Genomic DNA, 23,667 nt, shown 5'->3' on the forward strand with positions numbered 1-23,667 from the left:
GTTGTCCCACGCCTTTCGTAGATTCGCCGTAATTTTCGGAGTCCGCGCTCAGCCCGCCGATTCTCTGCTTACGAAAGCCGGCCGTGGCAGTGCTTGAACTTCTTGCCGGACCCACAGGGGCAATCGTCGTTGCGGCCGGGGTTGCCCCAGGTGCTTGGATCGTCCTCCACGAAGCCCGGTTTCGCCGTGTCGCCGGTGGCGGCAGGCTCCGCTGCCGGGGAGGCTTTCGCCTCGGCACCGGCTGCGGCGGCCTGTTGCTGGCGCAGCTGCGCCATAAGCTGCTCCTGCTGCTCAGGGGTGAGCGGCTGGATTCGGGCAAGACGCTCGGTGACGTCGGCGCGCAGGCTGTCGAGCATCGATTCGAAGAGCGTGAAGCTGTCGGTCTTGTATTCGTTCAGCGGGTCGCGCTGCGCATAGCCTCGGAAACCCACGACCGAGCGCAGGTGCTCGAGCGCCAGCAGGTGTTCCTGCCACTTCTGGTCGATGGTCTGCAGGAGTATCTGCTTCTCGATGTTGCGCATCTGCTCGGGGCCGAATTGCGCGGCCTTGGAGGCCATGTACTCGTCGGCGGCCCGCTCCAGACGTTCGATGGCTTCTTCCTGATCGACACCATCTTCATCGGCCCAGGACTCGATCGGCAGATCGACGCCCAGAACTTTCTGAGCGGCCTCTTTCAGGCCGGTCACATCCCATTGATCGGAATAGGTTTTCGGCGGCATGTGGGTGTCCACCATGTCCTCGATCACCTGATCGCGCATGTCCTTGGCGACCTCGGCGATGTCTTCGGCGCCCATGATTTCGCGGCGTTGCGCGAAGACCACCTTGCGCTGGTCGTTCATCACGTCGTCGAACTTCAGCAGTTGCTTGCGGATGTCGAAGTTGCGCCCCTCGACCTTGGCCTGCGCCCGTTCGAGCGATTTGTTGACCCATGGGTGGACGATGGCCTCCCCCTCTTTCATGCCGAGCGTGTTCAGCATCTTGTCGAGCCGTTCAGAGCCGAAGATGCGCATCAAGTCGTCTTCCAGCGACAGGAAGAAGCTGGACTTGCCGGGGTCGCCCTGACGCCCCGACCGGCCCCGCAACTGGTTGTCGATCCGGCGGCTCTCGTGGCGCTCGGTGGCGAGGACGTAGAGCCCGCCTGCGTCCTTCACGGCTTGTTCGGCCGCGACATGCTCGGCCTCCATCCGTTCGCGGATGGCCTCCGGATCAGCTTCCGGATCGGCGGCGATGGCTTCCATGATCTGGAATTCGACGTTGCCGCCCAGTTTGATGTCCGTTCCGCGCCCCGCCATGTTGGTCGCGATGGTGATCGCGCCCAGTTTGCCCGCGTCGGCAACGATCTGCGCTTCCTGCTCGTGCTGGCGCGCGTTGAGGATGTTGTGCGGCAGGCCCGCCTGGGTCAGCATCTGCCCGAGCATCTCGGATTTCTCGATGGAGGTGGTGCCGACGAGGACCGGCTGGCCCTTGGCATGAGCCTCCTTGATCGTCTCGACGATTGCCGCGTATTTCTCTGCGCCGGTGCGATAGACGGCGTCGTCTTCGTCGATGCGCGCGATGCCCCGGTTGGTGGGGATTTCGACCACGCCGAGGCCGTAGATGTCGGCGAATTCCTCGGCCTCGGTCGTCGCGGTGCCGGTCATGCCCGACAGCGTATCGTAGAGGCGGAAGTAGTTCTGGAAGGTCACCGAGGCGAGCGTCACGTTCTCGGGCTGGATCTTGCAGCCCTCCTTGGCCTCGATCGCCTGATGCAGCCCCTCGGACATGCGGCGGCCGGGCATCATGCGGCCGGTGAACTCGTCGACCAGAACGACCTCGCCATCGCGGACGATGTACTCCTTGTCCTTCGAGAAGACCTTGTGGGCGCGCAGGGCATTGGTCACGTGGTGGACGATCGTGGTGCTCTCGGGATCGTAGAGCGACTGACCCTCGGGCAGGATCCCTTCTTCCAGCAGCACTTCTTCAAGGAAGTCGTTGCCTTCGTCGGTGAAGGTCGCCTGTCGGGTCTTTTCGTCCAGCGTGAAGTGGTGGTCTTCGACGCGTGGAATGATCTTGTCGATCGAGAGGTAGAGATCGCTGCGGTCCTGCGTCGGGCCGGAAATGATCAGCGGTGTCCGCGCTTCGTCGATGAGAATCGAGTCGACCTCGTCGACGATCGCGAAGTTGTGACCGCGCTGCGCCATTTCAGCGATGGAGCCGCGCATGTTGTCGCGCAGGTAGTCGAAGCCCAACTCGTTGTTGGTGGCGTAGGTCACGTCGCAGGCATAGGCTTGGCGCTTCTCGGCATCGGGCTGGCGCGGGTAGACGACGCCGGTGGTCATGCCGAGCGCGGTGAAGACCTGCCCCATCCATTCCGCATCGCGCTTGGCGAGGTAGTCGTTCACCGTAACAACGTGCACGCCCTTGCCGGTCAGCGCGTTGAGGTAGGCCGGGAAGGTCGCGACAAGGGTCTTGCCCTCACCCGTTTTCATCTCGGCGATATTCCCGCGGTGCAGGAACAGGCCCCCCATCAACTGCACGTCGAAGGCGCGAAGACCCAGCGCGCGTTTGGCGGCTTCGCGGCAATTGGCAAAGGCTTCCGGCAGCAGATCGTCCAGCTTCTCGCCGTTCAGCGCACGTTCGCGCAGATCGTTGGTCTTGGCGATGATGCCCGCGTCGTCCAGCGCCTCGAACTGGGGCTCCAACTCATTGATCTTGTCGATGATCGGGCGGACGGCTTTCACCATGCGGTCGTTTGGAGACCCAAACACCTTTTTCGCAATCGTTCCCAGTCCGAGCATAGTCATCAACCTCTATCACGACCTCTGAGGCGGGCCGTTGCCGTCTAAACAATTCGTGTGGGGCCTCGGGTTGTTAGACCCTGCGCCGCGGTCTACCTATAGCGCCAACGGTCAATGCCCCGGGTTCGTGTAACCCGTAAGCGAGATAAGGGGCGGCCTGATGATAGTCAACGTAAGCCGATCTTGCCTCCGGGCGCGGTCGCTCCACACAAAGGATTTTCCTCGATGCAGAAGCTTTTAGCCTCCGTCAGCCTTGTCGCGGCCCTTGCAGCCCCCTCCTTCGGTCCGGCATTTGCGGACGGTCATGCCAGCGGCGAGACCGTTCTGGCGACCGTCAATGGATCGGACATCACCGTCGGTCACCTGATCGCCATGCGGCAGATGCTGCCGGCCGAGTATCAGCAGCTTCCCGATGAGGTGCTGTTCGACGGTATGCTGGAGCAGTTGATCCAGCAGCAGGTGCTGGCCGATGAGGCCGAGGATAACGTGACCCGCGAGATGGAGCTGGGTCTCGAGAATGAGCGCCGCGCCTTCCTTGCCGCGATGTTCATGGACGACATCGCCATGGCCGACCTCGACGATGCCGAGCTGCAAGCTGCCTATGACGAGGCCTATGGTTCCGTCGAACCGACCACCGAATACAACGCCGCGCACATCCTTCTGGAGGGCGAAGAAGACGCCGAGAACATGCTGGCGGAGCTGGAGGAAGGCGCGGATTTCGCCGAGCTTGCGGCCGAGCACTCCATCGGGCCCTCGGGTCCCAACGGTGGCGCGCTGGGTTGGTTCACCGCCGGCATGATGGTGCCGGAATTTGAGGCTGCCGTGTTCGATCTGGAGCCCGGTGAGGTATCCTCCCCCGTGCAGACCCAGTTTGGCTGGCACGTCGTCCTGCTGAACGAGACCCGCGAGCAGGCGGCCCCGACGCTGGAAGAGGTGCGCCCCGAGCTGGAGGAAACCATCCGCCGCGCCCGCGTCGACGCGCGTCTGGAAGAGCTGACCAACGCCGCCGACATCATGCGCCCCGAGGTGGAGATTGACCCCGCCATGATCCGCGACCTAGACCTGATCGCGGAATAATCCGGGCAAGGAGAGACACGCGTGACCGAGACCAAAACCGACGGGCCTGCCGTCTCTCCGCTGGCGCCTGCCAGCTTTCCCGAACTGCCAAAAATCGATGGCGTCCGCTTTGCGGCGGGCGCTGTCGGCATCAAGAAGGCCAACCGCACCGATGTGATGCTGGCCGAAATCGCGCCGGGGTCTGCGATCGCTGGCGTGTTCACCCGCTCTGCCACGCGCTCGGCCGCCGTGTTGGACTGTCAGGCGAAATTGGCGGGACTGTCCGGAGACGAAGGGTTTGCCATCGTGGTGAACTCGGGCAATTCCAACACCTTCACCGGCAAGCGCGGCGTCAGCGATGTCGCCCTGATCGCGGAGGCCGCAGGCAAGGCGCTGGGCCTGCCTGCCTCCCATGTTTTCACGTCATCCACCGGCGTCATTGGAGAGCCGCTGCCCGCGTCGAAGATCACCGATGCCCTGCCGGGGATCGCCGCGTCTCTGGACCCCGCCGCAACCGAGCCCGCCGCCCGCGCCATCATGACGACCGACACCTTTCCGAAGGGCGCTGTGACGACGCTGGACCTCGACGGCACGCCGGTCACGATCATGGGCTTTGCCAAGGGCTCGGGGATGATCGCGCCGGATATGGCGACGATGTTGGGCTACATCTTCACCGATGCCGCCATCGCGCCCGATGTGTTGCAGGCGATGCTGTCGGGCTGCAACCGCGCCAGCTTCAACGCCGTGACGGTCGACAGCGACACCTCGACCTCCGACACCGTCCTGATGGCTGCCACTGGGCGCGCCGGTAACACGCCGATCACTGCGCCCCATCCGGCGTTCCAGACCGCGCTACTGCGAGTGATGCAGGACCTCGCCCACCAGATCGTGCGCGACGGCGAGGGGGCCACCAAGTTCGTCGAGGTCCGCGTCACCGGTGCCGACAGCGATGCCGATGCCGACCGCGTGGCGCGCTCGATCGCGAACTCGCCGCTGGTGAAGACCGCCGTCGCTGGCGAAGATCCCAATTGGGGCCGCATCGTCATGGCCGTTGGAAAATCCGGCGCCAAGGCCGACCGCGATCTTCTAACGATCCGCCTCGGGGATATCCTTGTGGCCGAGCAGGGCTGGGTCGCTGAGAGCTACACCGAAGACGCAGGCGCGGCCTACATGAAGCAGCAGGAGTTGCTGATCGACGTGGACCTTGGCCTTGGACAGGGCGCAGCGACCGTCTGGACCTGCGATCTGACCCACGGCTACATCCAGATCAACGCGGATTACCGCTCGTGACCGAGGTACGCGTCGCAAAGGCGCCCGCCGCGCCTGCCAAGATCGTGCTGGTCTCTGCCGTGGCGCTGATCGACCGCGACGGGCGCGTGCTTCTGGCGCAGCGCCCCGAGGGTAAGTCCATGGCCGGTCTGTGGGAATTTCCCGGCGGCAAGGTGGAGCCGGGCGAAACCCCGGAAGCAGCCTTGATCCGCGAGCTGCAGGAAGAACTCGGCATCGACACCTGGGCCTCCTGCCTCGCGCCGCTCACCTTCGCGAGCCATGCCTACGAGAGCTTTCACCTGATGATGCCGCTTTTTGCGTGCCGCAAATGGGAGGGCATTCCGCAGTCACGAGAAGGTCAGGCCTTGAAGTGGGTGCGGGCTTCGGAATTGCGGGACTACCCCATGCCACCGGCGGATATTCCGCTTATTCCAATCCTCAGGGATTGGCTCTGAAGCCCGCCCTGATCTGCAAAATCGTAAAAATTTGTAAACAATCAGAATTTTTTAAGTGATTTGTTAACCTGTTTGCGCGAAACATGACGCACGGTATCTGGGGAGATGATCTGTGCTGACCACTGTTGTTATCGGAACTTGCGTGTCCGTTCAGGGAACATTCGTAAAGCGGCTGCCCAGTGGTTTGGTCAGCGTGCGGGTGGGGAACCAGGTGTTCACTGGCCGCCCGGTGAGCGCGCTTCAAGCCGCCTGAAGCTCCCTCAAGCTTATGAAATAGCACCGGAAGGCCGGGTCGCTGCCCGGCCCTTTTCCAATGAAAATCAGTCGACCCAACCGCGCAGGTTGTTGTCCACAACGCTCGCCAAGGCCTCCATGTGGGCATCATCATCGTTGAGACAGGGAATGTAGGTGAAGCTTTCGCCTCCCGCCTCCTCAAAGCTCTCGCGGATCTCTTCATTGATCTCCTCCAGAGTCTCGATGCAATCCGCCGAGAAGGCCGGTGCGCAGACGGCGATGCGTTTCTTGCCCCGTTCAGCCAGCCGCGCGACCTCTTCCACGGTGTAGGGCTGCAACCATTCCTCGGGGCCGAACTTCGACTGAAACGTCGTGATGATCTGCGTGTCATCCCATCCAAGCCGTTCCTTTAGCCGGCGCGTCGTTTTCTGACACTGGCAATGGTAGGGATCGCCTTCCAGCAGGTAGCGTTTCGGGACGCCATGATAGCTGGCCACAAGGATGTCCGGTTTCACCTCCATCGCCCCATAGGCGCGCTCGACGCTCTGGGCGAGGGCATCGATATAAGCTGGATTGTCGAAGTAAGGCTCGGTCGTGCGGACCTGCGGCTGCCACTTCACGGTCTCCAGCGCGCGGAAGAATTTATCGCAGGCCGTGGCCGAGGTCGCCCCGGCGTATTGCGGGTAGAGCGGGAAGAAAAGGATCTTCGTGCAGCCTTGGGCGACCAATGCATCGACCTTGGATTTGGTCGAGGGATTGCCGTAACGCATGCAATAATCGACAATCACATCCTCGCCGTATCGCGCAGCCATGAGGGCTTTCATCTTCGCGGTTTGCGCCTTCGTGATCGTGGCGAGCGGGGATTCCCCCGCCTCGTGATTCCAGATCGACTTGTAGGCCGCGCCTGATGTGAAGGGGCGTTTCGTCAGGATCACCGTCTGCAGCAACGGCTGCCATTTCCACGGCGCATAGTCGATCACCCGGCGGTCGCTGAGGAACTCGCTCAGATAGCGGCGCATGGACCAATAGTCGTAATTGTCCGGCGTCCCGAGGTTGGCGAGCAGTACCCCGATCTTGCCGCGCTTGACCTTCGGATGGTCGGCCGGAGCGTGGGGCAGGGCGGGGGCGTCGGTGCCTTGGGACGGCGTCGCTTGCATCTGGGTCATCTCAGTCCTGACTTTTGTCCGTTGGTCGGTCCGCGACCGGTTTCGCATTCTCATCAAATTCGGGCACATTCAGCGCATCCGCCAGCCGAGACGTTGCCGCACCGGGGCGCAGGGGTTTCTGCTGGCTCTCGTGTGGGGCCCATCCTGTCAGGAAAACCAGCTCGAAGCTCGCCTCGATGCGGTTCTCCTCGGCCGGGAACATCTGTGCATAGATCGCAGACGCAGCGGGGAACAAGGCGCGGGGCGGGATGGCTTTGTGACGGCCGGCGAGCGCATTGGTTTCCCCCATCGCGCGGAGGTCATGCATGAGCGCAATGGCGTCCCGGTAGGTCACTTTCTTGCGCAGGGTGTCGGCCACGGGCAGGGCAAGGCCCGCGCGTTGAAGCAGCGCGCCCATGTCTCGCACCTCGGCCATCGGGGCGACGCGGGGGGATAGCCCGCCCATCACCTGCGCCTCGGCTTGCGCCAGTGCCTGCCGCAACTCGGTGAGGGTGCTGCCCCCGAAAGCCGCCGATAGAAACAGCCCGTCAGGCTGCAAGGCACGTGCGCATTGGACGACCTGCCCCACGGGATCATCGGCCCAATGCAGCCCCATTCCATGAACCACCAGATCGTGGGCTTTCTCTTCAAGATCCAGCGCCTCGGCCATGGGCACGATCTTCGCGTTCGGAGCCAAGTCGCGCCAAATTGTCGGAAAATCAGTCACAATCGCGGGCCGCGTAAACGTTCTATTAACGTCCTCCAGTCTTTCCTGAAGCTCGGCAATGGCCTCGTCGTGAAGGAACCGGGCGTGGGCAAGGCCCGCGGTGCGGGTCGCGCGGTCACGGTGCGCGGCGAGCGCAGCGGTATCGGTCAGGCGGGGCTGTGGCTGTTGCAAAATCGAGGCTCTGCGCAGGGGATCACTGCGCGCTATCTAGGGGACAGGTATGAGATTGCAAACCATGCTGCATGCGGTGTTTCCGCCGGAATGTCTCAATTGCAGCGCGCGTGTCGAAGATACCTTTGCAATCTGCGGCTCCTGTTGGAGCGACACGCCCTTCATCCTCGGAGCCTCCTGCGACCTCTGCGGCACGGGTCTGCCCGGCCAGTCCGCCCCGCCGGACGAGGCGTTGATCTGTGCCGAATGCCAGCGCGTGCCCCGCGCGTGGGACCATGCGCGCGCCGTATTCGCCTATGACGGCGTGGGGCGGCGGCTTGTCCTGTCGCTCAAGCATGGGGACCGCACGGATATCGCACGGGCTGCGGGGCCGTGGATGGCGCGGGCGGCGGCGGACCTGCTGGCGGATGATCCGGTTCTGGTGCCGGTGCCCCTTCACTGGACACGACTGGCGCGCCGGCGTTTCAATCAGGCGGCGCTTCTGGCCTGGTCGCTCGCACGGGAATGCGAGGCCGAGGTGGCGCCAATGGCCCTGTTGCGACTGCGCCCGACCCCCTCGCAGGAGGGACGCTCGCGCGATGCCCGGTTTAAGAACGTGGAAGAGGCGATCATTCCGCACCCCCGCAAGGCGCAGGTGCTGGAGGGGCGCAATGTCTTGCTGATCGACGATGTCATGACCTCTGGCGCCACTTTTGCCATCGCGACGGAGGCCTGTCGGCAGGCCGGTGCCAAAAATGTGTCGGTCCTGACCCTAGCGCGGGTCGGCGGTGATACCTAGATAGGGAGACTTACGCGAACTCAAGGAAAGCACTCTCCCATGGCCAACGTCACGCTTTACACCTCTCCGCTCTGCGGTTTCTGCCACGCTGCCAAGCGGATGCTGACCGACAAAGGCGTCAGCTATGCCGAGATCGACGTCGCGGGCGACCCCTCCAAGCGGCAGGAAATGCTGAAACGGGCGAACGGGCGCCACACTGTTCCGCAGATCTTTATCGGCGATACCCACGTCGGTGGATACGACGACATGGCCGCCCTGGAGAGAGACGGCAAACTGGACCCGATGCTCGCGGCAGACTGACCCGTTTGGGCGGTTTGCTCTTGCGTCGCGCGGTCCTGCGGCTCTTTACTCCGCGCCATGTCCAAACACGACGATCCGCTCTCTGTCGCGCTGTTCAGTGAGGTCTTCATGATCGACCAGCTGGCGCGCGCGCGGCTGTCGAAAGCGTTGCCGAAGGGCATGGAGTTGAGCCATTTTTCCGTGCTCAATCATCTGGCCGCCACCCAGGAAGAAAAATCGCCCGCACAGCTGGCGCGGGCGTTTCACCTGACGCGGGGCGCGATGACCAACACGCTGAACAAGCTGGAATGGGCCGGGCATATCCATGTGCGGCCCGATTGGGATGATGCACGCCGCAAGATGATCTCGATAAGTCCCGCCGGGCGGCGGGCGCGGGAGGCGGCGATTTCAGCCATCGTCCCGATCCTGACCGAGGCCGTGGCCGAAATCGGTCCCGGCAAGGTCCGCGATGCCTTGCCGCTGCTGCGCGACGTGCGCCGCAAGCTGGAGGGCGAAGGCTAGCCTTCGCTGCCGGCGCGTTTGACCGATGCGGTGACGTAATTCACGCTGAGATCGCGGTCGCTGATCCCCCAGGTCCAGAGCACCGGATTGAACACGAACCCTTTGCGGTCGACCGGATCGAGCCCGGCCTGCGTGATCAGCGAGAACAGCTCGTCCGGGGTGATGAACTTCGACCACTCGTGGGTCCCCTTGGGCAGCCAGCGCATGACATGCTCTGCGCCGATGATCGCCAACAGGAAGCTTTTCGGGTTCCGGTTGAGGGTCGAGCAGATCATCAGCCCGCCGGGTTTCAGGAGCTGCTGGCAGGCGGTCAGGTAGCCGAGCGGATCGGCCACGTGCTCGACCACTTCCATGTTCAGCACCACGTCGAACTGCTCGCCCGCCTCGGCCAGTGCCTCGGCGGTCGTGTGGCGATAGTCGATCTCGAGCCCCGACTGCGCCGCGTGGATCTGCGCGACCGGGATATTGCCCGCCGCCGCGTCAGCCCCCACGACATCCGCACCCAAACGCGCCATCGGCTCGGCGAGCAATCCGCCGCCGCATCCGATGTCGAGGATGCGAAGGCCCGCGAATGGCGCCTCGGCCTTCAGGTCACGGCCGAATTCGGCGGCGATCTGTCGCGTGATGTAATCGAGCCGCGTCGGGTTCAGCATATGCAGAGGCTTGAACTTGCCATTCAGGTCCCACCATTCGGCGGCCATCGCCTCGAACTTGGCGACTTCGCTGTCATCGACGGTGTTAACGGGCGCGGCTGTCATGGACATCCCCTCCATCCTTTGCAAATCTTGGCTTTGCCTCAATCGGCAAAATCAACTCGACGTGTCGTTACCGACGTCACGTTCTATATAGGACGGACATGGACAAGTTCTCGGGCCAAAAGCGCACATTCTCGCATTTGTTTCCGCCGATCGATCCCTTCGATCAGCGTATTCTGGAGGTGGGTGACGGGCATCACATCTACCTCGAGCAATGCGGCAACCCCCGGGGCGCGCCGGTGGTGGTGCTGCATGGCGGTCCCGGCGGCGGCTGCAGCCCGGCGATGCGGCGCTACTTCGATCCGGCAGTCTGGCGCATCATCCTGTTCGACCAGCGCGGTTGCGGCCGCTCCCGGCCCCATGCCTCGACCACCGACAACACGACATGGCACCTCGTCCGCGATATCGAGAAAATCCGCACGACACTCGGCATCGACCGCTGGGCGGTGTTCGGCGGCAGCTGGGGGGCGACGCTGGGCCTGATTTATGCAGAAACCCATCCAGAAGCTGTGGCCTACCTGGCGCTGCGCGGCGTGTTCCTGTCGATGCAACGGGAGCTGGACTGGTTCTACGGGGGCGGGGCGGGACAGTTCTGGCCCGAGCAGTGGCAGCGGTTCGTGAGCCTCGTGCCGGAAGACGAACGGCACGACCTGATTGCCGCCTACAACCGCCGGCTGTTCTCAGGCGACAGGATGGTGGAGACCCGCTTCGGACGGGCCTGGGCCGCGTGGGAGAATGCGCTGGCCTCGATGGACAGTGACGGACAGGGGGGTGAAAGCCCGGCCGAATACGCGCGCGCCTTTGCCCGGTTGGAGAACCACTACTTCGTCAACAAGGGCTTTCTGGAGGAAGACGGCCAGATCCTGCGCGACGTGCACCGCATCGCCCATGTGCCGGGCACGATCGTTCAGGGACGCTACGACATGATATGCCCGCCGATCTCGGCCCATGCGCTGGCGTCGAAATGGCCGGGAGGCCACCTGCGCATGGTGCGCGCGGCGGGTCACGCCTTGAGCGAGCCGGGCATCAGTCAGGAGCTTGTGCGCCTGATGCGCGCGGTGGGCGAGAAAGCCACGAAGTACGGATTGTGAGCGGGGGAAGGCCCTTACAAGGGCCTTTGCAGCTTTTTGAAAAAAGCTGTCACGCGCCGGAGGGCGCGTCAAAAGCCTTGCAAGGCTTTTTCTCCTCGCGCGGGGTAGGCGGTTCGGCCAGCAGGCGGGGGTCGATGCCGGGGCTGAGGCGGTTGCGGATCAGGGCGAGGGGATGCGTGCGCAGGGTCAGGCGCATGGAGACGTAGTCTTCCACCACGTTTTCCCCTTCGGTCATCTGCGGCAGATGCACGGCGGGCTCGAAGATCCCTTCGCCGTCCAGGTCTCCCTTGAACAGCGGCAGCTCGTTTTTCGGGGTCAGGGCGCGGGCCGCCCAAAGCGCATCGCGGCGAGAGATGCCGAGGGCGGCGAAAGTATCCGCCTCGGCCAGAATGGTAAGCGTCTGCGCGTCCAGCCCGGCAAGGCGCCAGACGTCCTCGACGGAAGTGTACCCATTGCCACGCGCCGCGATCAGCCAATCGACCTCTTCCTCGCGCATGGCCTTGATCTGCCGGAAGCCGAGGCGCAGGACCAGCTCGCCGTTGTCCTTGCGTTCCATCACGTTGTCCCAGTGAGAGCGGTTGACGCAGACAGGCCGCACCTCGACGCCATGCTCCCGGGCATCGCGGACGATCTGGGCGGGGGCATAGAAGCCCATGGGTTGGGCGTTCAGAAGCGAACAGGCGAAAATGCCGGGGTGGTGGTATTTCAACCAGCTGGAGGCATAGACCAGCAGCGCGAAGCTGGCGGCGTGGGATTCCGGGAAGCCGTAGGCGCCAAAGCCCTCGATCTGGCTGAAGCAGCGTTCCGCAAAGTCGTCGTCATAGCCGTTGTCGCGCATGCCGCGCAGGAAGCGCGTGCGCAACTCGCTGACGTTGCCGTGTTTCTTGAACGTGGCAAGGGCGCGCCGCAGGCGGTCGGCCTCTTCCGGCGAGAAGCCTGCGCCCGTGATGGCGATCTGCATCGCCTGTTCCTGAAACAGCGGCACGCCGAGGGTCTTGCCCAGAACCCGGCCCAGGGCATCGGAGGGGAAGCTGACCTCCTCCTCGCCATTCCGGCGCCGGATGAACGGATGCACCATGTCGCCCTGAATGGGACCGGGCCGGATGATCGCGACCTGAATAACCAGGTCGTAGAAACACCGCGGCCGCATCCGAGGCAGGAAGTTCATCTGCGCGCGGCTTTCCACCTGAAAGACACCCAGGCTGTCGGCCCGGCACAGCATGTCGTAGGTCGCAGGATCCTCGGGCGGCAGGGTGGCCAGGGTGTACTCGGTCTGGTGATGACGCTTGAGAAGATCGAAGGCCTTGCGGATGCAGGTCAGCATGCCCAAGGCGAGGATGTCGACCTTGAGGATGCCGAGGGCATCGATGTCGTCCTTGTCCCAACAGATCACCGTACGATCCTCCATCGAGGCATTCTCGATCGGCACCAGTTCGTCGAGCCGGCCTTCGGTGATGACAAAGCCGCCCACGTGCTGGCTCAGGTGGCGGGGGAAGCCGATGATCTCTTGAATCAACCCGATGGTCTGGATCAGGCGCGGGCTGTTGGGATCGAGGCCGACTTCCCGCAACCGGCTGACATCGGGGCCGGCGTTCGACCACGATCCCCAGATCTGTGACGACAGGGCCGAGAGGATGTCTTCGCTCAGCCCCATGGCGCGGCCGACTTCCCGCACGGCGCGCTTGCTGCGGTAATGAATGACCGTCGCACAAAGACCCGCACGGTGGCGGCCATAGCGCTCGTAGATGTGCTGGATGACCTCTTCCCGGCGTTCGTGCTCGAAATCGACATCGATATCGGGCGGCTCGTTGCGGGCTTCGGAGACGAAACGCTCGAAGACCATGGTGCCGATTTCGGGCGAGACGGAGGTGACCCCGAGGGCGTAGCAGGTGATCGAATTGGCCGCCGAGCCCCGCCCTTGGCAGAGGATATTGCGCGACCGGGCGAAAGCGACGATGTCGTTGACGGTCAGGAAGTACGGCTCGTACCCCAGTTTGGCGATGAGGGAGAGCTCGTGATCCAACTGCGTGGCGGCCCGTTCCGGCACCCCTTGCGGATAACGCCAGCGCAGCCCCTGCTTCGCCAGACGCCGCAGCCTGTCGGCGGCGGTTTCTCCGTCGGCGATCTCGGAAGGGTATTCGTAGCGCAGACTGGCGATGTCGAACTGGCACCGCTCGGCAAGGGTCAGGGTATGGGCCAAGGCCTCTTCATGGCCTTCGAAAATGCGCTGCATCTCGTCCAGCCCCCGCAGGCGCTGCTCGGCGTTGGCCTGGGCGGCGGTGCCGAGATCTTCGACCCTTATGCCTTCCCGGATGCAGGTCAGCACATCGGTCAGGCGGCGGCGTGAGCCGTGATGCATCAGCGGCCGCGCCGAGGCGACGGTACGCAGATCAAGGCTGTCGGCCAGCCGTGTGTAGGCCGCGAAACGCACCGTGTCCTGTCCATCGTATTGCGGCGAGAGACACATCCAGGGCGACAGGCGGGAGGCGCGTTTGACAGCGCGGTACCACCCTTTCGAGGGATGACGCGGCACATGGATCAGAAGCTCCAACCCCTCGTGTCGGGTGATCAGGTCATCCAGATGCAGGATGCACGCCCCTTTCTCGGCCCGCAGGCGCCCGAGGGAAAGAAGGCGGCAAAGGGTGGCCCAACCGATCCGGTCCCGGGGCAGGGCAGTGATCTGGATGCCTTCGGTGAAAATCAGGCGAGAGGCCGGCAGAAGCCGCGGCACGTGATCGATATTGGCCCGGGGCGCCGCGGGCACATGCGCAGGCTTGGGCGGCCCGATGGGATCGCGCGCGGCCACCTTGGCGTCGTCGATTTCCTGCTGGATCTTTTGCAGCTCGGACCAGGCCCGGACGATGCCTGCGACGGAGTTCTCATCAGCGATGGCGATCGCATCGACCCCGAGGATCGCGGCACGACGCGCGTAATCCTCGGGGTGGGAGCCGCCCCCGAGGAAGGTAAAATTGGTGGTGATGGAGAGCTCGGCGAATCCCATCGGTAAGTATGTTCACATTTTGTTCTGATTTTGGAGTCCCGCGTGCCTGCCTTCCGGCGCGTCATTCGCGGCGTTTTCACAGCGGGGGGATGTCATCCCCCCGGACCCCCCTGACCGTATTTGGGAAAAGATGAAAGAGGGAGCCTGGATGGGCGATGGCGCGCAGCGAGATGGTGGCGACCCCGGCAGGATTCGAACCTGCAACCTGCCCCTTAGGAGGGGGCTGCTCTATCCAGTTGAGCCACGGGGCCGTGGGTTTCGTTTTCGGTGATTTCCTCCGCTGCCGCAACCGCTTGCGCAGGGGCGTGTCCGGGGCGTATCAACAAATGATAGCGCTCACGATCGAAGGAAACTCAGTTGCGCGGACGTAATCCATTTGATGGCAAGCCGCAGATGACCCTGCGTGACGTGGCGGATGCTGCGTCGGTGAGCGAGATGACGGTCAGCCGAGTGCTGCGCAATCGCGGAGACGTCTCGGACAAGACGCGGGAACGGGTGTTCGAGGCGGCGCGGCGTCTGGGCTATGTGCCCAACAAGATCGCCGGGGCGTTGGCGTCAAACCGGGTGAACCTCGTCGGCGTGGTCATTCCCTCCCTCTCGAACATGGTGTTTCCCGACGTGCTGCATGGCATCGGCGCGGCTCTGGATGGCACGGAGTTGCAACCCGTCGTTGGCACCTCGCAATACGACCAGCGGCAGGAAGAGAAGGTCATTTACGAGATGCTGAGCTGGCGTCCGTCGGGGCTGATCGTGGCGGGGTTGGAGCATACTGACGCGGCCCGCGCGATGATGCGCAATGCGGGCGTGCCCGTGGTCGAGGTCATGGATGTGGATGGCGACCCGGTCGCGGCCGCGGTGGGCATCAGCCATGGGGCCGCGGGACGGGCCATGGCCGAGGAGATCGTGGCGCGTGGCTACAAGCGGATTGGCTATCTCGGGTCCAGCTCGATCGCCGATGCGCGGGCGCAGAAGCGCTACCGCGGGTTTGAAGAGGGCTTGAAAGAGGCGGGCGTGGCGCTAACCGATAGCATCTTCTACGAGGGCGCGTCGGGCTTCGGTACCGGCCGCAACATGACCCGAGCGCTGTTAGAGCGGACGCCGGGTTTGGATTTTCTTTACTACAACACGGATATGAACGCAGCCGGCGGCCTTTTGTATTGCCTCGAGAAGGGCATGGATATTCCAAACGAGATCGGAATGGCCGGGTTCAACTCCTTCGAGGTGTTGGATGGTATGCCGATGCGGATCGCGACGATGGACAGCAAGCGCGAGGCCATCGGGCGCCGGGCGGCCGAGATGATGGTGGCCAACGAACTGACCGAGGAAGTCGTGCGGATGGAGCCGGAGTTCCTTCCCGGTGACACCGTTCGCGCGCGCTTAAGCCACGGGCGTTAATCGGCGAAAGCTGGATCCAACCGGCTTGTCAGGCGGAAGATCTGCTCGCGTATCCACATCGCAAGCGGCGCCTTGTCCGCCCTCTTGTGCCAGATGCCGACGATCAGCGCCGGGTCGATGGGCATGGGCGGCAGGAACACCTGTAGCTCGAAGCTCCGGGCCATGTCGGCGGCCAGTTGCGCCGGGACGAGGGCGATCAGGTCACTCTCGCGCACAGCCCGGCAGACGCCTGAGAAGACCGGGACGGTGATGGCCACGTGCCGTTGCCGACCGACCTCGGCCAAGGCAGCGTCGCCCATGGCGGCAGTGTGGCCTTCCGGTGAAAATAGCACGTGATGCAGGCAGCAGAACACCTCCAGCGGCATGGTCTCGCCCGGGGTGAGGCCGGCGATCTCGGGATTGCCTTTACGCGCGATCACGTGGAACGCGGACCGGAAGAGCTCCTTTCGGCTGACCCAATCGGGCAGGGGCATATCGGGCAAAAGCGCGATGTCGGCCTTGCGCCTCTCAAGGCTGGCGACGTGATCCTGCGGGACGAGGTCGACAAGCTGCACGCGCACGCCGGGCGCTTCCTTTTGCAGCAGGTCCGCGAGCGGAGGGATCAACATCTCGGCGAAGAAATCGACGCCTGCGATCCGGAACGTGCCCACGGCGGTTTTCGGATCGATGAGGGTCGGCGGCGAGAGGAGCGCTTCGATCCGGTCCAGCTCCTCCCTGAGAGGCACGCGCAATCCGGCGGCGTATTCCGTGGCGACCAGCCGATTGCCTTGACGCACGAACAGCGGGTCGCCCATGGCATAGCGCAACCGTGAGAGGCTGCCAGAGACGGCGGGTTGCGACAGGCCGAGCCGCTTGGCGGCCTTCACGGTGGAGCCTTCGCAGAGCAGCGCATCCAGAACGCGCAACAGGTTGAGGTCAAAGGTCGCGAAATTCATCCTGCCAATAGCCTATATCGAGCCATAGCGTTTGGTCGATACCGGAGTTGAGCGCTAGATTGTCGGGAAACCGCACCGCATCGACCTTGGAGAGAACGTCATGAGCGCCAAGCATATCGTCTATCACATTCCGGTCTGCCCCTTCTCGCAACGGCTGGAGATCCTGCTGGCGTTGCGCGGGCGCGAGGACGCGGTGGAATTCCGGGTCGTCGATATCACCAAGCCCCGCGATCCGGCTCTGTTGGAAAAGACCCGCGGCACCACGGCGCTGCCGGTGCTCGAGACGCCGGATGGAGAGATCATCAAGGAAAGCCTCGTCATCCTCCGTTATCTGGACGAGGTGATCGACGGGCCCGCGTTGCGCCGGAAGGATCCGGCCGAACATGCGGTCGAATCGATGCTGATCGCCCGCGAGGGGCCGTTCACCATGGCGGGCTATCTCTTCGTCATGAACCAGGATCCTGCGAAGCGTGGCGAACATGCGGAGAAGCTTCTGGGGCTCTATCGCGACATTGACGCGTTCCTTGTTCACCACAGCCCCGACGGCCCGTTTCTCTTCGACGATTTCGGGCTGGCGGAGGCTGTCTTCACACCGATGTTCAAGCGGTTCTGGTTTCTGGATTACTACGAGGATTTCGAGCTGCCTGACACGCCCGAATATCGCCGGGTGAGCCTGTGGCGACAGGAGTGCATGGCCCATGACGCGACGGATCAGGTCACCAAGGAAGAGATCGTGAAGCTCTATTACGATTACGCCTTGGGCGCGGGGAACGGCGCCCTGGTGGACGGCCGATCGGTTTCAAGCTTCGCCTTCGAGCCGCATTGGAAAGACAGGCCGTGGCCCCCCCGCGAGAAGTATGAGGGCACGGCCTCGGATGAAGCCTTGGGCCTCATTTCCTGACGGAGAGCCGTCTCAGCACTGGGGCAGGTTCACGGCAAGGCCACCCATCGAGGTTTCCTTGTACTTGGTGTTCATGTCGATGCCGGTCTGGCGCATCGCCTCGATGCAATTGTCGAGCGGCATGTAATGCGTGCCGTCGCCGCGCAGCGCGAGCGAAGCGGCCGAGACGGCCTTGATCGCCCCCAGGCCGTTGCGTTCGATGCAGGGCACCTGAACGAGGCCCGCGACCGGGTCGCAGGTCATGCCCATGTGATGCTCCAGCGCGATTTCCGCCGCGTTCTCGATCTGCGCATTGGTCCCGCCAAGCGCGGCACAGAGGCCTGCGGCGGCCATGGCCGAAGCGCTGCCGACCTCGCCTTGGCAGCCGACCTCCGCGCCGGAGATCGAGGCGTTGTGCTTGATCAACCCGCCGATGGCGGCGGAGGTCATCATGAAATCACGCAGACCGTCCTCGGTCGCGCCGATGCAATGATCGCGGTAGTAGCGCAGCACGGCGGGCACGACACCGGCGGCGCCATTGGTGGGCGAGGTCACGACCCGGCCCCCGGCGGCGTTTTCCTCGTTCACCGCCATCGCATAGACCGAGAGCCAGTCATTCGCGACGTGCGGCTGGGCCTGATTGGTGCCGGCTTCGGCTTTCAACTGATCGAAGATATGCTTGGCGCGGCGCTTCACGGCCAGACCGCCGGGCAGTTCGCCCTCCATCCGCAGGCCGCGATCGATGCAATCGTTCATCGCGGTCCAAATGGCGTCAACGCGGTTGCGCACCTCCGCGCGGGACGACAGGGCGCTTTCGTTTTCCCATTTCATCTGGGCGATGGTCTTGCCGGAGGACTCGCCCATCTTCAGCATTTCAGCGGCAGAGCCGAAGGGATGGGGGAAGCCCGCGCTTTGCGCCTCGGCATGGAGGGCATCGGGCCCATCGCCGGCGGCGTTCAGCTCTTTCTCGGTCACGACGAAGCCGCCGCCGATCGAATAATAGGTCTCCTCCAGGTAGAGGTTCCCTTGGGTGTCAAAGGCGCGCAGCACCATGCCGTTGGCGTGGCCGGGCAGCGTCACGTCGTAGTCAAACACCAGATCGCTGTCGGGGGCGAACTTGAGGGGGCCAAGGCCCTCCGGGTTGACGATGCCCGAGGCGCGGATTTCGGCCTCAAGCTGTTCTGCCCGGTCGGGATCAAGCGTCGCAGGCTCGAACCCGGCGAACCCGAGGATCACCGCGCGGTCCGTCGCATGGCCCTTGCCGGTGAAGGCAAGCGAGCCGTGGAGCGAGCAGCCCAGACCGCCAAGCTCGCCGGCGCCGGGCTCCTTTTCGCGCCCTGAGCGCAGGTCGTCGAGAAAGCGCGCGGCAGCCGTCATCGGGCCCATCGTGTGCGAGGACGAGGGGCCGATACCCACCTTGAAGATGTCGAAGATACTTAAAAACATGGCTTCAACTAGCTCGCTTCCAGCGATTCCCTAAGAGCGTCAACGACGTGCTACAGATGAATTGCGACCCCTTAAAGGGCAGCAGAAATATCACCGCCGCGCAAAGCTGCGGAACACATGTGGACTTCTCGCGTTGAACCCTCAGCCGACCGCGCCCGCGACCTTCGGCCGGCTCTCCCGATCATCGGGCGCGCGGGCTTCACGGAAATGGCAGGACAGCACTTTCTCACGGGCAATTGTGATCCGGTAGCCTCGGGGCGCCGTATCAGGATTACCTAACCTGCCGGAGTACCAATGTTAATTGACGCCCGCCCGATTGCCCCCCAACGCATTGCCGTGATCGGGGGCGGTATTTCCGGCCTTTCCGCGGCCTATCTGCTCGCCCCGCACCACGCGGTGACTGTCTTCGAGGCCGCTCCCCGTCTGGGTGGGCACGCGCGGACGATTACCGCAGGGCTACGCGGCGATCAGCCGGTCGATACCGGCTTCATCGTGTTCAACTATGCCAACTATCCGCATCTGACGCGGATGTTCCACGACCTCGACGTGCCGGTAGAGCGCAGTGACATGAGTTTTGGCGCGTCGATCAACGGGGGCGAGATCGAATATGCGCTCCGCAATCTGAGGGCGATGACGGCACAGCGCCGCAACCTGCTGCGCCCGGGCTTCGTGCGAATGGTGCGTGACATCCTGCGCTTCAATGGAAAGGCCGAGGCACTCGCCAAGGACGACGGCGCGACCATTGGTGACCTGATGGCGGACCTGAACTTGGGCGAGTGGTTCCAGCGCTATTATTTGATGCCGCTGTGCGGTGCGATCTGGTCCACGCCGCCCTCGGAAATCCGCGCCTTTCCGGCTCGGGCTCTGCTGCAGTTCTTCCGCAACCACGCGCTGCTCAGCGCGTCGGGCACCCACCAATGGTGGACCGTTGACGGCGGCAGCATCGAATACATCCAACGGTTGGAGCGTCACCTGCTGGGACGCGGCGTCGCGATCCGAACGGCCTCTCCCATCCAGAGCGTCACCCGCACGGGTACCCAAAGCACGGTTTTTCCTGCCGCTGGCGCGCCAGAGGTATTCGACCACGTGATTTTTGCCTGCCATTCCGATCAGGCGCTGCGATTGCTGGCGCAACCGACGCCGCAGGAAAAAGCCGCCCTTTCCGCGATCCGGTTTCAGAACAACGAAATGATCCTGCACCGCGACGCGGCGCAGATGCCGAAGCGCCGGGCCGTATGGTCCAGCTGGGTCTACAAGGCGGATACGACTCGGCCCGAACCGGCAATTGGCGTAACCTATTGGATGAATCGATTGCAGAATATTCCGGAGAGCGACCCCCTCTTCGTGTCGCTGAACCCGTCAACCGAGGTGCCTGCGCATTTGATCTACGACCAGACGACATTCCGCCATCCGGTGTTCGATGGCGCTGCCCTGAAGGCGCAGACGCAGCTGACCGAGATGCAGGGGCAGAACAACACGTGGTTTGCGGGCGCCTACACGCGCCACGGCTTCCACGAGGACGGTTTCGCCAGCGCGGCGCGCATCGCCCGCTTGATGGAGCGGCAGACAGCATGACGCACAGGCCCGAGCATATCGCGGGTGCCACGATGCACAGGCGCAAGGGAGAGATCCGGCACATGTTTCGCTACGGCGTCGACTACGTGCTGATCGATCCCGAAGCCTCGGCGCCGGGGCCGCTTCTGTTCTCGCGCAATCGGTTCAACCTGTTTTCGGTGCACGATGCCGACCACGGCGGGCCGCTCACGGACGAACGTGGTCCCGTCTGGGCCCGGCAGGTGCTTGCGGATCACGGCCTGGGTGACCGACCGGTGCAGTTGCGTCTTCTCACACAGCCGCGGTTTCTGGGCTACGTCTTCAACCCAGTGAGCTTCTGGCTGGTCCTAGAGGGCGACACCCTGATCGCGGTCATCGCCGAAGTGTCCACGCCCTTTGGTGACCGCCATTCCTACCTCTGCCACACGCCGGGCTTTGGCCCGATCGAGCGGGAGACGCGGATACACGCGCCGAAATCGCTGCATGTGTCGCCGTTCCAGGAGGTCAAAGGCAGCTACGCCTTCACCTTCGACATTCAGGACACGGTGATCGACATTCGTATCCTGCACAGCAATGGTGACGAGGGTGTTCTCGCCACGCTCACCGGGCCGCGCGCGCCGTTGACGAACGCCGGTATCCTCGGCGCCAGCCTGCGGCGGCCCCTAGGCGCTATCCGAACCATCGCGCTGATCTACTGGCAGGCTCTGCGCCTGAAGCTGAAGGGGGCGACCTATCGCACCCGACCGACCCCACCGAAGACCGAGGTGACCTGATGTTTTTCCTGACCAAACGCGTAAAGCATGATTTTCTGGATAGCTGCGCCCGGATCGACCGCGGCAGCCTCCGCCTGCGCACGCCCGAGGGCGAGGTGCATGATTTCGGGCAGGGCAGCCCGAAGGCCGAGATGACGCTGCACGATTGGTCCGTGATCACCGCGATTGCCGCGCGCGGCGATATCGGGCTTGGCGAAACCTACGTGGCGGGCCTGTGGGACACGCCCTCGATCTCGGACCTCACGGAGGTCGCGATGTACAATCAGGACCAGCTCGAGGATTACGCCTTCCCGGGGTTCTGGAACAACCTGAAGTTCCGCGCCGTGCACCGCCTGATGCGGGCCAATTCCCCGCGCGGGGCGGGCCGGAACATCCGCGCCCATTACGACGTGGGCAACGAGTTCTACCAACTGTGGCTCGACGAGAGCATGACCTATTCCTCCGCCATGTTCGCGCCCGGCGACGATGACCTCGGCCGTGCACAAGAGCGCAAGTATGACCGGATCCTGAACCGGTTGGCAGACGGCGAGCGGGTGCTGGAGATCGGCTGCGGCTGGGGCGGCTTCGCCGAGCGCGCGGCCGATGCGGGCCGGGTCGTCACCGGCCTCACCATCTCCCCGAGCCAGAAGGGCTATGCCGATGCCCGCCTCGACGGTCGCGCCGAAATCCGCCTGCAGGACTATCGGGAGTGCACCGGCACATACGACAATATCGTGTCCATCGAGATGATCGAAGCCGTGGGGCAGGATTACTGGCCCACGTATTTCTCCACCCTCAAGGCGCGACTGTCCGAGCAGGGACGGGCGGTTGTTCAGGCGATCACCGTGCCCGACGCCTACTTCGAGACCTATCGCAAGAGCTCGGACTATATCCGTCACTACACCTTCCCGGGGGGCATGCTCCTGTCCAAGGCCGTGATCGCTGATCAGGCCAAGCGCGCCGGGCTGGTGATCAAGGATACCCACGCCTTCGGAGTTGACTACGCGCGGACCTGCGCCATGTGGCAGGACAGATTGGACGCGCAGGCCGACCGGATCAGGAAGCTGGGGTACAACGACGCCTTCTTGCGAAACTGGCGCTACTACCTCGGCGTTTGCGCTGGCTCCTTCGCCGTCCACCACACCGATGTAGTGCAAGTGGAGTTGGCCCATGCAGAGACCTGAAACAATCTGGATCATTGGCGCAAGCGACGGGATCGGCGCGGCCTTGGCCCGCGAGTGGTCCAAGAGGGGCGTCCGCCTGATCCTGTCCGCACGCCGATCCGAGCCGCTGGAAGAGCTCGCGGCCAGCCTCGGACCGGATCACATCGCGCTGCCGCTGGACGTGAGTGACCGCAAATCGCTGGATGAAGCGGCACAGAAAATCTCCAACCATGTGCCGCTGGACCGCGTGGTGCATCTCGCGGCGATGTATGACCCCGGCAAGGTCATGGATATTGACCCCGAATCTGCCGCCAAGCTTGTCACGGTCAACCTGACCGGCACCCTGAACGTCGCGCAGGTTGCCACACCCCTGCTGAAAGAGGGCGGGCAACTGGCGCTTTGCGGCTCCATCGCGGGCTACATCGGGCTGCCGCAGGGGCAAATCTACTCGGCCACCAAGGCCGCCGTGATCAACTTTACCGAGTCGTTGCGGGTGGAACTCGCCAACAGCCGTGACGTGCGCCTGATCAACCCGGGATTCGTCGACACGCGCATGACGCAGCGCAACGATTTCGACATGCCCGCCATGGTCACCCCCGAAGTCGCGGCGCGCGCCATCGTCGATGGGCTGCACTCGAACGCGTTCGAGATCCATTTCCCGCGTCGCCTGACCTACGCGCTGAAGCTTCTCAGCATCCTGCCCTATTGGGCGGCGCTACCGCTCACCCGCCGTCTGACCAGCGGTTGAGCTCTGCTTGAACCTGCGTGTCGGGAGCATCGCCCACGCACGCATAATGACCGACCCCGCATCGCCTCCTCGGGCGGTGTGCTCTGACCCCTTGCGCCGTTCCCTGTGCGCCTGCCTCAACGAAATGGAAGCCCCATGAAGATCCTTGTCCTCTATCTCTCCACCGCCGTGATCTTCTTTGCGGCCGACGCCGTGGGCCTTCGTCTGCTCGTGAAACCTGTGTTCGAGCGTCACGTCGCACATCTCTTCGCGGACCCGTTCCGCGTGGTTCCGGCGGCGCTGTTCTACCTCGGATATGTCGCGGGCCTCCTCTGGTTCGTCTCCGTCCCCGCCCTGCGCGCCGACGATCCGATCAGCGCTTTGTGGGGCGGCATCGCCTTGGGCCTGATGGCCTACGGCACCTATGAGTTCACCAATTACGCCACGCTGCGAGACTGGTCGATGCAACAGGTCGCCGTCGACACGCTATGGGGCGGCGTTCTGACGGGGTTTTCTGCCTGGGCCGGCGTGATGATCGCCCGCATGGTGGGGTGA

General features: G+C 63.8%; 21 protein-coding genes and 1 tRNA gene. 14 read left to right on the forward strand and 8 right to left on the reverse strand.

Going from position 1 to position 23,667, the window contains the following annotated elements:
- Positions 1–68: 68 nt before the first annotated feature.
- Positions 69–2,777, reverse strand: coding sequence for a preprotein translocase subunit SecA (gene secA, locus KYE46_RS02140; protein WP_219004978.1), 2,709 nt, complete (start codon positions 2,775–2,777; stop codon positions 69–71).
- 225 nt (positions 2,778–3,002) lie between these two features.
- On the opposite strand from secA, the gene KYE46_RS02145 reads away from it, so the two are divergent.
- The 3 genes from KYE46_RS02145 to mutT are packed head-to-tail and all read left to right on the forward strand — an operon-like array spanning position 3,003 to position 5,557.
- On the forward strand, positions 3,003–3,854 hold the full coding sequence (locus KYE46_RS02145) for a foldase protein PrsA (protein ID WP_219003147.1): 852 nt from the start codon (positions 3,003–3,005) through the stop codon (positions 3,852–3,854).
- Between the two features lie 21 nt (positions 3,855–3,875).
- On the forward strand, positions 3,876–5,123 hold the full coding sequence (gene argJ / locus KYE46_RS02150; protein WP_219003148.1) for a bifunctional glutamate N-acetyltransferase/amino-acid acetyltransferase ArgJ: 1,248 nt from the start codon (positions 3,876–3,878) through the stop codon (positions 5,121–5,123).
- Positions 5,120–5,557, forward strand: a complete 438-nt coding sequence (mutT, locus tag KYE46_RS02155) for an 8-oxo-dGTP diphosphatase MutT (RefSeq protein WP_219003151.1) — start codon at positions 5,120–5,122, stop codon at positions 5,555–5,557. The genes argJ and mutT overlap by 4 nt, the downstream gene beginning before the upstream one ends.
- 320 nt (positions 5,558–5,877) lie before the next feature.
- On the opposite strand, the gene hemH is transcribed toward mutT, so the two are convergent.
- Positions 5,878–6,948: a ferrochelatase gene (gene hemH / locus KYE46_RS02160; protein ID WP_219004979.1), complete on the reverse strand. Its 1,071-nt coding sequence runs from the start codon at positions 6,946–6,948 to the stop codon at positions 5,878–5,880.
- A 10-nt stretch (positions 6,949–6,958) separates the two neighbouring features.
- A complete protein-coding gene (locus tag KYE46_RS02165; protein WP_219003153.1) occupies positions 6,959–7,834 on the reverse strand; it encodes a methyltransferase domain-containing protein in 876 nt (291 codons plus the stop codon).
- Between the two features lie 49 nt (positions 7,835–7,883).
- On the opposite strand from KYE46_RS02165, the gene KYE46_RS02170 reads away from it, so the two are divergent.
- Genes KYE46_RS02170 through KYE46_RS02180 form a run of 3 tightly spaced genes read left to right on the forward strand, consistent with a single transcriptional unit; the run spans position 7,884 to position 9,413 of the window.
- Positions 7,884–8,612: a ComF family protein gene (locus tag KYE46_RS02170; RefSeq protein ID WP_219003155.1), complete on the forward strand. Its 729-nt coding sequence runs from the start codon at positions 7,884–7,886 to the stop codon at positions 8,610–8,612.
- Positions 8,613–8,651: 39 nt separating this feature from the next.
- Positions 8,652–8,912: a glutaredoxin 3 gene (gene grxC / locus KYE46_RS02175; protein WP_219003156.1), complete on the forward strand. Its 261-nt coding sequence runs from the start codon at positions 8,652–8,654 to the stop codon at positions 8,910–8,912.
- 57 nt (positions 8,913–8,969) lie between these two features.
- Positions 8,970–9,413 (forward strand): MarR family winged helix-turn-helix transcriptional regulator, encoded by a 444-nt coding sequence (locus KYE46_RS02180; protein ID WP_219003158.1) that lies wholly within the window; start codon positions 8,970–8,972, stop codon positions 9,411–9,413.
- Here the strand turns inward: KYE46_RS02180 and ubiG are convergent.
- Complete coding sequence (gene ubiG, locus KYE46_RS02185) at positions 9,410–10,171, reverse strand: bifunctional 2-polyprenyl-6-hydroxyphenol methylase/3-demethylubiquinol 3-O-methyltransferase UbiG (RefSeq protein ID WP_219003159.1); 762 nt, start codon at positions 10,169–10,171, stop codon at positions 9,410–9,412. The genes KYE46_RS02180 and ubiG overlap by 4 nt on opposite strands.
- A 98-nt stretch (positions 10,172–10,269) precedes the next feature.
- Here ubiG and pip point away from each other — a divergent pair, with 98 nt between their 5' ends.
- The gene (gene pip / locus KYE46_RS02190) at positions 10,270–11,259 is read left to right on the forward strand and encodes a prolyl aminopeptidase (RefSeq protein WP_219003161.1); all 990 of its coding nucleotides are present in this window, start codon (positions 10,270–10,272) and stop codon (positions 11,257–11,259) included.
- Positions 11,260–11,308: 49 nt separating this feature from the next.
- On the opposite strand, the gene KYE46_RS02195 is transcribed toward pip, so the two are convergent.
- Both KYE46_RS02195 and KYE46_RS02200 read right to left on the reverse strand, forming a co-directional pair.
- Complete coding sequence (locus KYE46_RS02195) at positions 11,309–14,260, reverse strand: error-prone DNA polymerase (protein WP_219003162.1); 2,952 nt, start codon at positions 14,258–14,260, stop codon at positions 11,309–11,311.
- A gap of 174 nt (positions 14,261–14,434) precedes the next feature.
- Positions 14,435–14,511: transfer RNA gene (locus tag KYE46_RS02200), tRNA-Arg, on the reverse strand.
- Between the two features lie 142 nt (positions 14,512–14,653).
- Between KYE46_RS02200 and KYE46_RS02205 the strand changes: the two genes are divergently transcribed.
- The gene (locus KYE46_RS02205; protein WP_219003164.1) at positions 14,654–15,655 is read left to right on the forward strand and encodes a LacI family DNA-binding transcriptional regulator; all 1,002 of its coding nucleotides are present in this window, start codon (positions 14,654–14,656) and stop codon (positions 15,653–15,655) included.
- On the opposite strand, the gene KYE46_RS02210 is transcribed toward KYE46_RS02205, so the two are convergent.
- Positions 15,652–16,590 carry a LysR family transcriptional regulator gene (locus tag KYE46_RS02210; protein WP_219003166.1) on the reverse strand — a complete coding sequence of 313 codons (939 nt, stop codon included), beginning with the start codon at positions 16,588–16,590 and terminating at the stop codon, positions 15,652–15,654. The genes KYE46_RS02205 and KYE46_RS02210 overlap by 4 nt on opposite strands.
- A gap of 100 nt (positions 16,591–16,690) precedes the next feature.
- Here KYE46_RS02210 and KYE46_RS02215 point away from each other — a divergent pair, with 100 nt between their 5' ends.
- The gene (locus KYE46_RS02215; RefSeq protein ID WP_219003168.1) at positions 16,691–17,491 is read left to right on the forward strand and encodes a glutathione S-transferase family protein; all 801 of its coding nucleotides are present in this window, start codon (positions 16,691–16,693) and stop codon (positions 17,489–17,491) included.
- A 12-nt stretch (positions 17,492–17,503) separates the two neighbouring features.
- Here the strand turns inward: KYE46_RS02215 and KYE46_RS02220 are convergent, their stop codons facing one another.
- Positions 17,504–18,916 (reverse strand): L-serine ammonia-lyase, encoded by a 1,413-nt coding sequence (locus tag KYE46_RS02220; RefSeq protein WP_219003170.1) that lies wholly within the window; start codon positions 18,914–18,916, stop codon positions 17,504–17,506.
- A gap of 294 nt (positions 18,917–19,210) precedes the next feature.
- Between KYE46_RS02220 and KYE46_RS02225 the strand changes: the two genes are divergently transcribed.
- The 5 genes from KYE46_RS02225 to KYE46_RS02245 all read left to right on the forward strand — a co-directional run bounded on the left by KYE46_RS02225 (position 19,211) and on the right by KYE46_RS02245 (position 23,667).
- Positions 19,211–20,491, forward strand: coding sequence for an NAD(P)/FAD-dependent oxidoreductase (locus KYE46_RS02225; RefSeq protein WP_219003171.1), 1,281 nt, complete (start codon positions 19,211–19,213; stop codon positions 20,489–20,491).
- Positions 20,488–21,243 (forward strand): DUF1365 domain-containing protein, encoded by a 756-nt coding sequence (locus KYE46_RS02230; RefSeq protein WP_219003172.1) that lies wholly within the window; start codon positions 20,488–20,490, stop codon positions 21,241–21,243. Before KYE46_RS02225 ends, KYE46_RS02230 begins: the two co-directional genes overlap by 4 nt.
- The gene (locus tag KYE46_RS02235; protein ID WP_219003173.1) at positions 21,243–22,406 is read left to right on the forward strand and encodes an SAM-dependent methyltransferase; all 1,164 of its coding nucleotides are present in this window, start codon (positions 21,243–21,245) and stop codon (positions 22,404–22,406) included. Before KYE46_RS02230 ends, KYE46_RS02235 begins: the two co-directional genes overlap by 1 nt.
- Positions 22,393–23,133 carry an SDR family NAD(P)-dependent oxidoreductase gene (locus KYE46_RS02240; protein WP_219003174.1) on the forward strand — a complete coding sequence of 247 codons (741 nt, stop codon included), beginning with the start codon at positions 22,393–22,395 and terminating at the stop codon, positions 23,131–23,133. Before KYE46_RS02235 ends, KYE46_RS02240 begins: the two co-directional genes overlap by 14 nt.
- A 135-nt stretch (positions 23,134–23,268) precedes the next feature.
- A complete protein-coding gene (locus tag KYE46_RS02245; protein ID WP_219003175.1) occupies positions 23,269–23,667 on the forward strand; it encodes a DUF2177 family protein in 399 nt (132 codons plus the stop codon).

This window comes from Gymnodinialimonas ceratoperidinii, assembly GCF_019297855.1.
Lineage (GTDB): Bacteria > Pseudomonadota > Alphaproteobacteria > Rhodobacterales > Rhodobacteraceae > Gymnodinialimonas > Gymnodinialimonas ceratoperidinii.

Coding starts and splice junctions, on each gene's coding strand:
- KYE46_RS02225 (WP_219003171.1), top strand. CDS start 19,211: ATGTTAATTGACGCCCGCCCGATTGCCCCCCAACGCATTGCCGTGATC.
- ubiG (WP_219003159.1), bottom strand. CDS start 10,171: ATGACAGCCGCGCCCGTTAACACCGTCGATGACAGCGAAGTCGCCAAG.
- KYE46_RS02195 (WP_219003162.1), bottom strand. CDS start 14,260: ATGGGATTCGCCGAGCTCTCCATCACCACCAATTTTACCTTCCTCGGG.
- KYE46_RS02245 (WP_219003175.1), top strand. CDS start 23,269: ATGAAGATCCTTGTCCTCTATCTCTCCACCGCCGTGATCTTCTTTGCG.
- KYE46_RS02230 (WP_219003172.1), top strand. CDS start 20,488: ATGACGCACAGGCCCGAGCATATCGCGGGTGCCACGATGCACAGGCGC.
- KYE46_RS02235 (WP_219003173.1), top strand. CDS start 21,243: ATGTTTTTCCTGACCAAACGCGTAAAGCATGATTTTCTGGATAGCTGC.
- grxC (WP_219003156.1), top strand. CDS start 8,652: ATGGCCAACGTCACGCTTTACACCTCTCCGCTCTGCGGTTTCTGCCAC.
- KYE46_RS02220 (WP_219003170.1), bottom strand. CDS start 18,916: ATGTTTTTAAGTATCTTCGACATCTTCAAGGTGGGTATCGGCCCCTCG.
- KYE46_RS02145 (WP_219003147.1), top strand. CDS start 3,003: ATGCAGAAGCTTTTAGCCTCCGTCAGCCTTGTCGCGGCCCTTGCAGCC.
- KYE46_RS02240 (WP_219003174.1), top strand. CDS start 22,393: ATGCAGAGACCTGAAACAATCTGGATCATTGGCGCAAGCGACGGGATC.
- secA (WP_219004978.1), bottom strand. CDS start 2,777: ATGCTCGGACTGGGAACGATTGCGAAAAAGGTGTTTGGGTCTCCAAAC.
- hemH (WP_219004979.1), bottom strand. CDS start 6,948: ATGCAAGCGACGCCGTCCCAAGGCACCGACGCCCCCGCCCTGCCCCAC.
- pip (WP_219003161.1), top strand. CDS start 10,270: ATGGACAAGTTCTCGGGCCAAAAGCGCACATTCTCGCATTTGTTTCCG.
- KYE46_RS02210 (WP_219003166.1), bottom strand. CDS start 16,590: ATGAATTTCGCGACCTTTGACCTCAACCTGTTGCGCGTTCTGGATGCG.
- KYE46_RS02215 (WP_219003168.1), top strand. CDS start 16,691: ATGAGCGCCAAGCATATCGTCTATCACATTCCGGTCTGCCCCTTCTCG.
- KYE46_RS02205 (WP_219003164.1), top strand. CDS start 14,654: ATGACCCTGCGTGACGTGGCGGATGCTGCGTCGGTGAGCGAGATGACG.
- KYE46_RS02180 (WP_219003158.1), top strand. CDS start 8,970: ATGTCCAAACACGACGATCCGCTCTCTGTCGCGCTGTTCAGTGAGGTC.
- KYE46_RS02170 (WP_219003155.1), top strand. CDS start 7,884: ATGAGATTGCAAACCATGCTGCATGCGGTGTTTCCGCCGGAATGTCTC.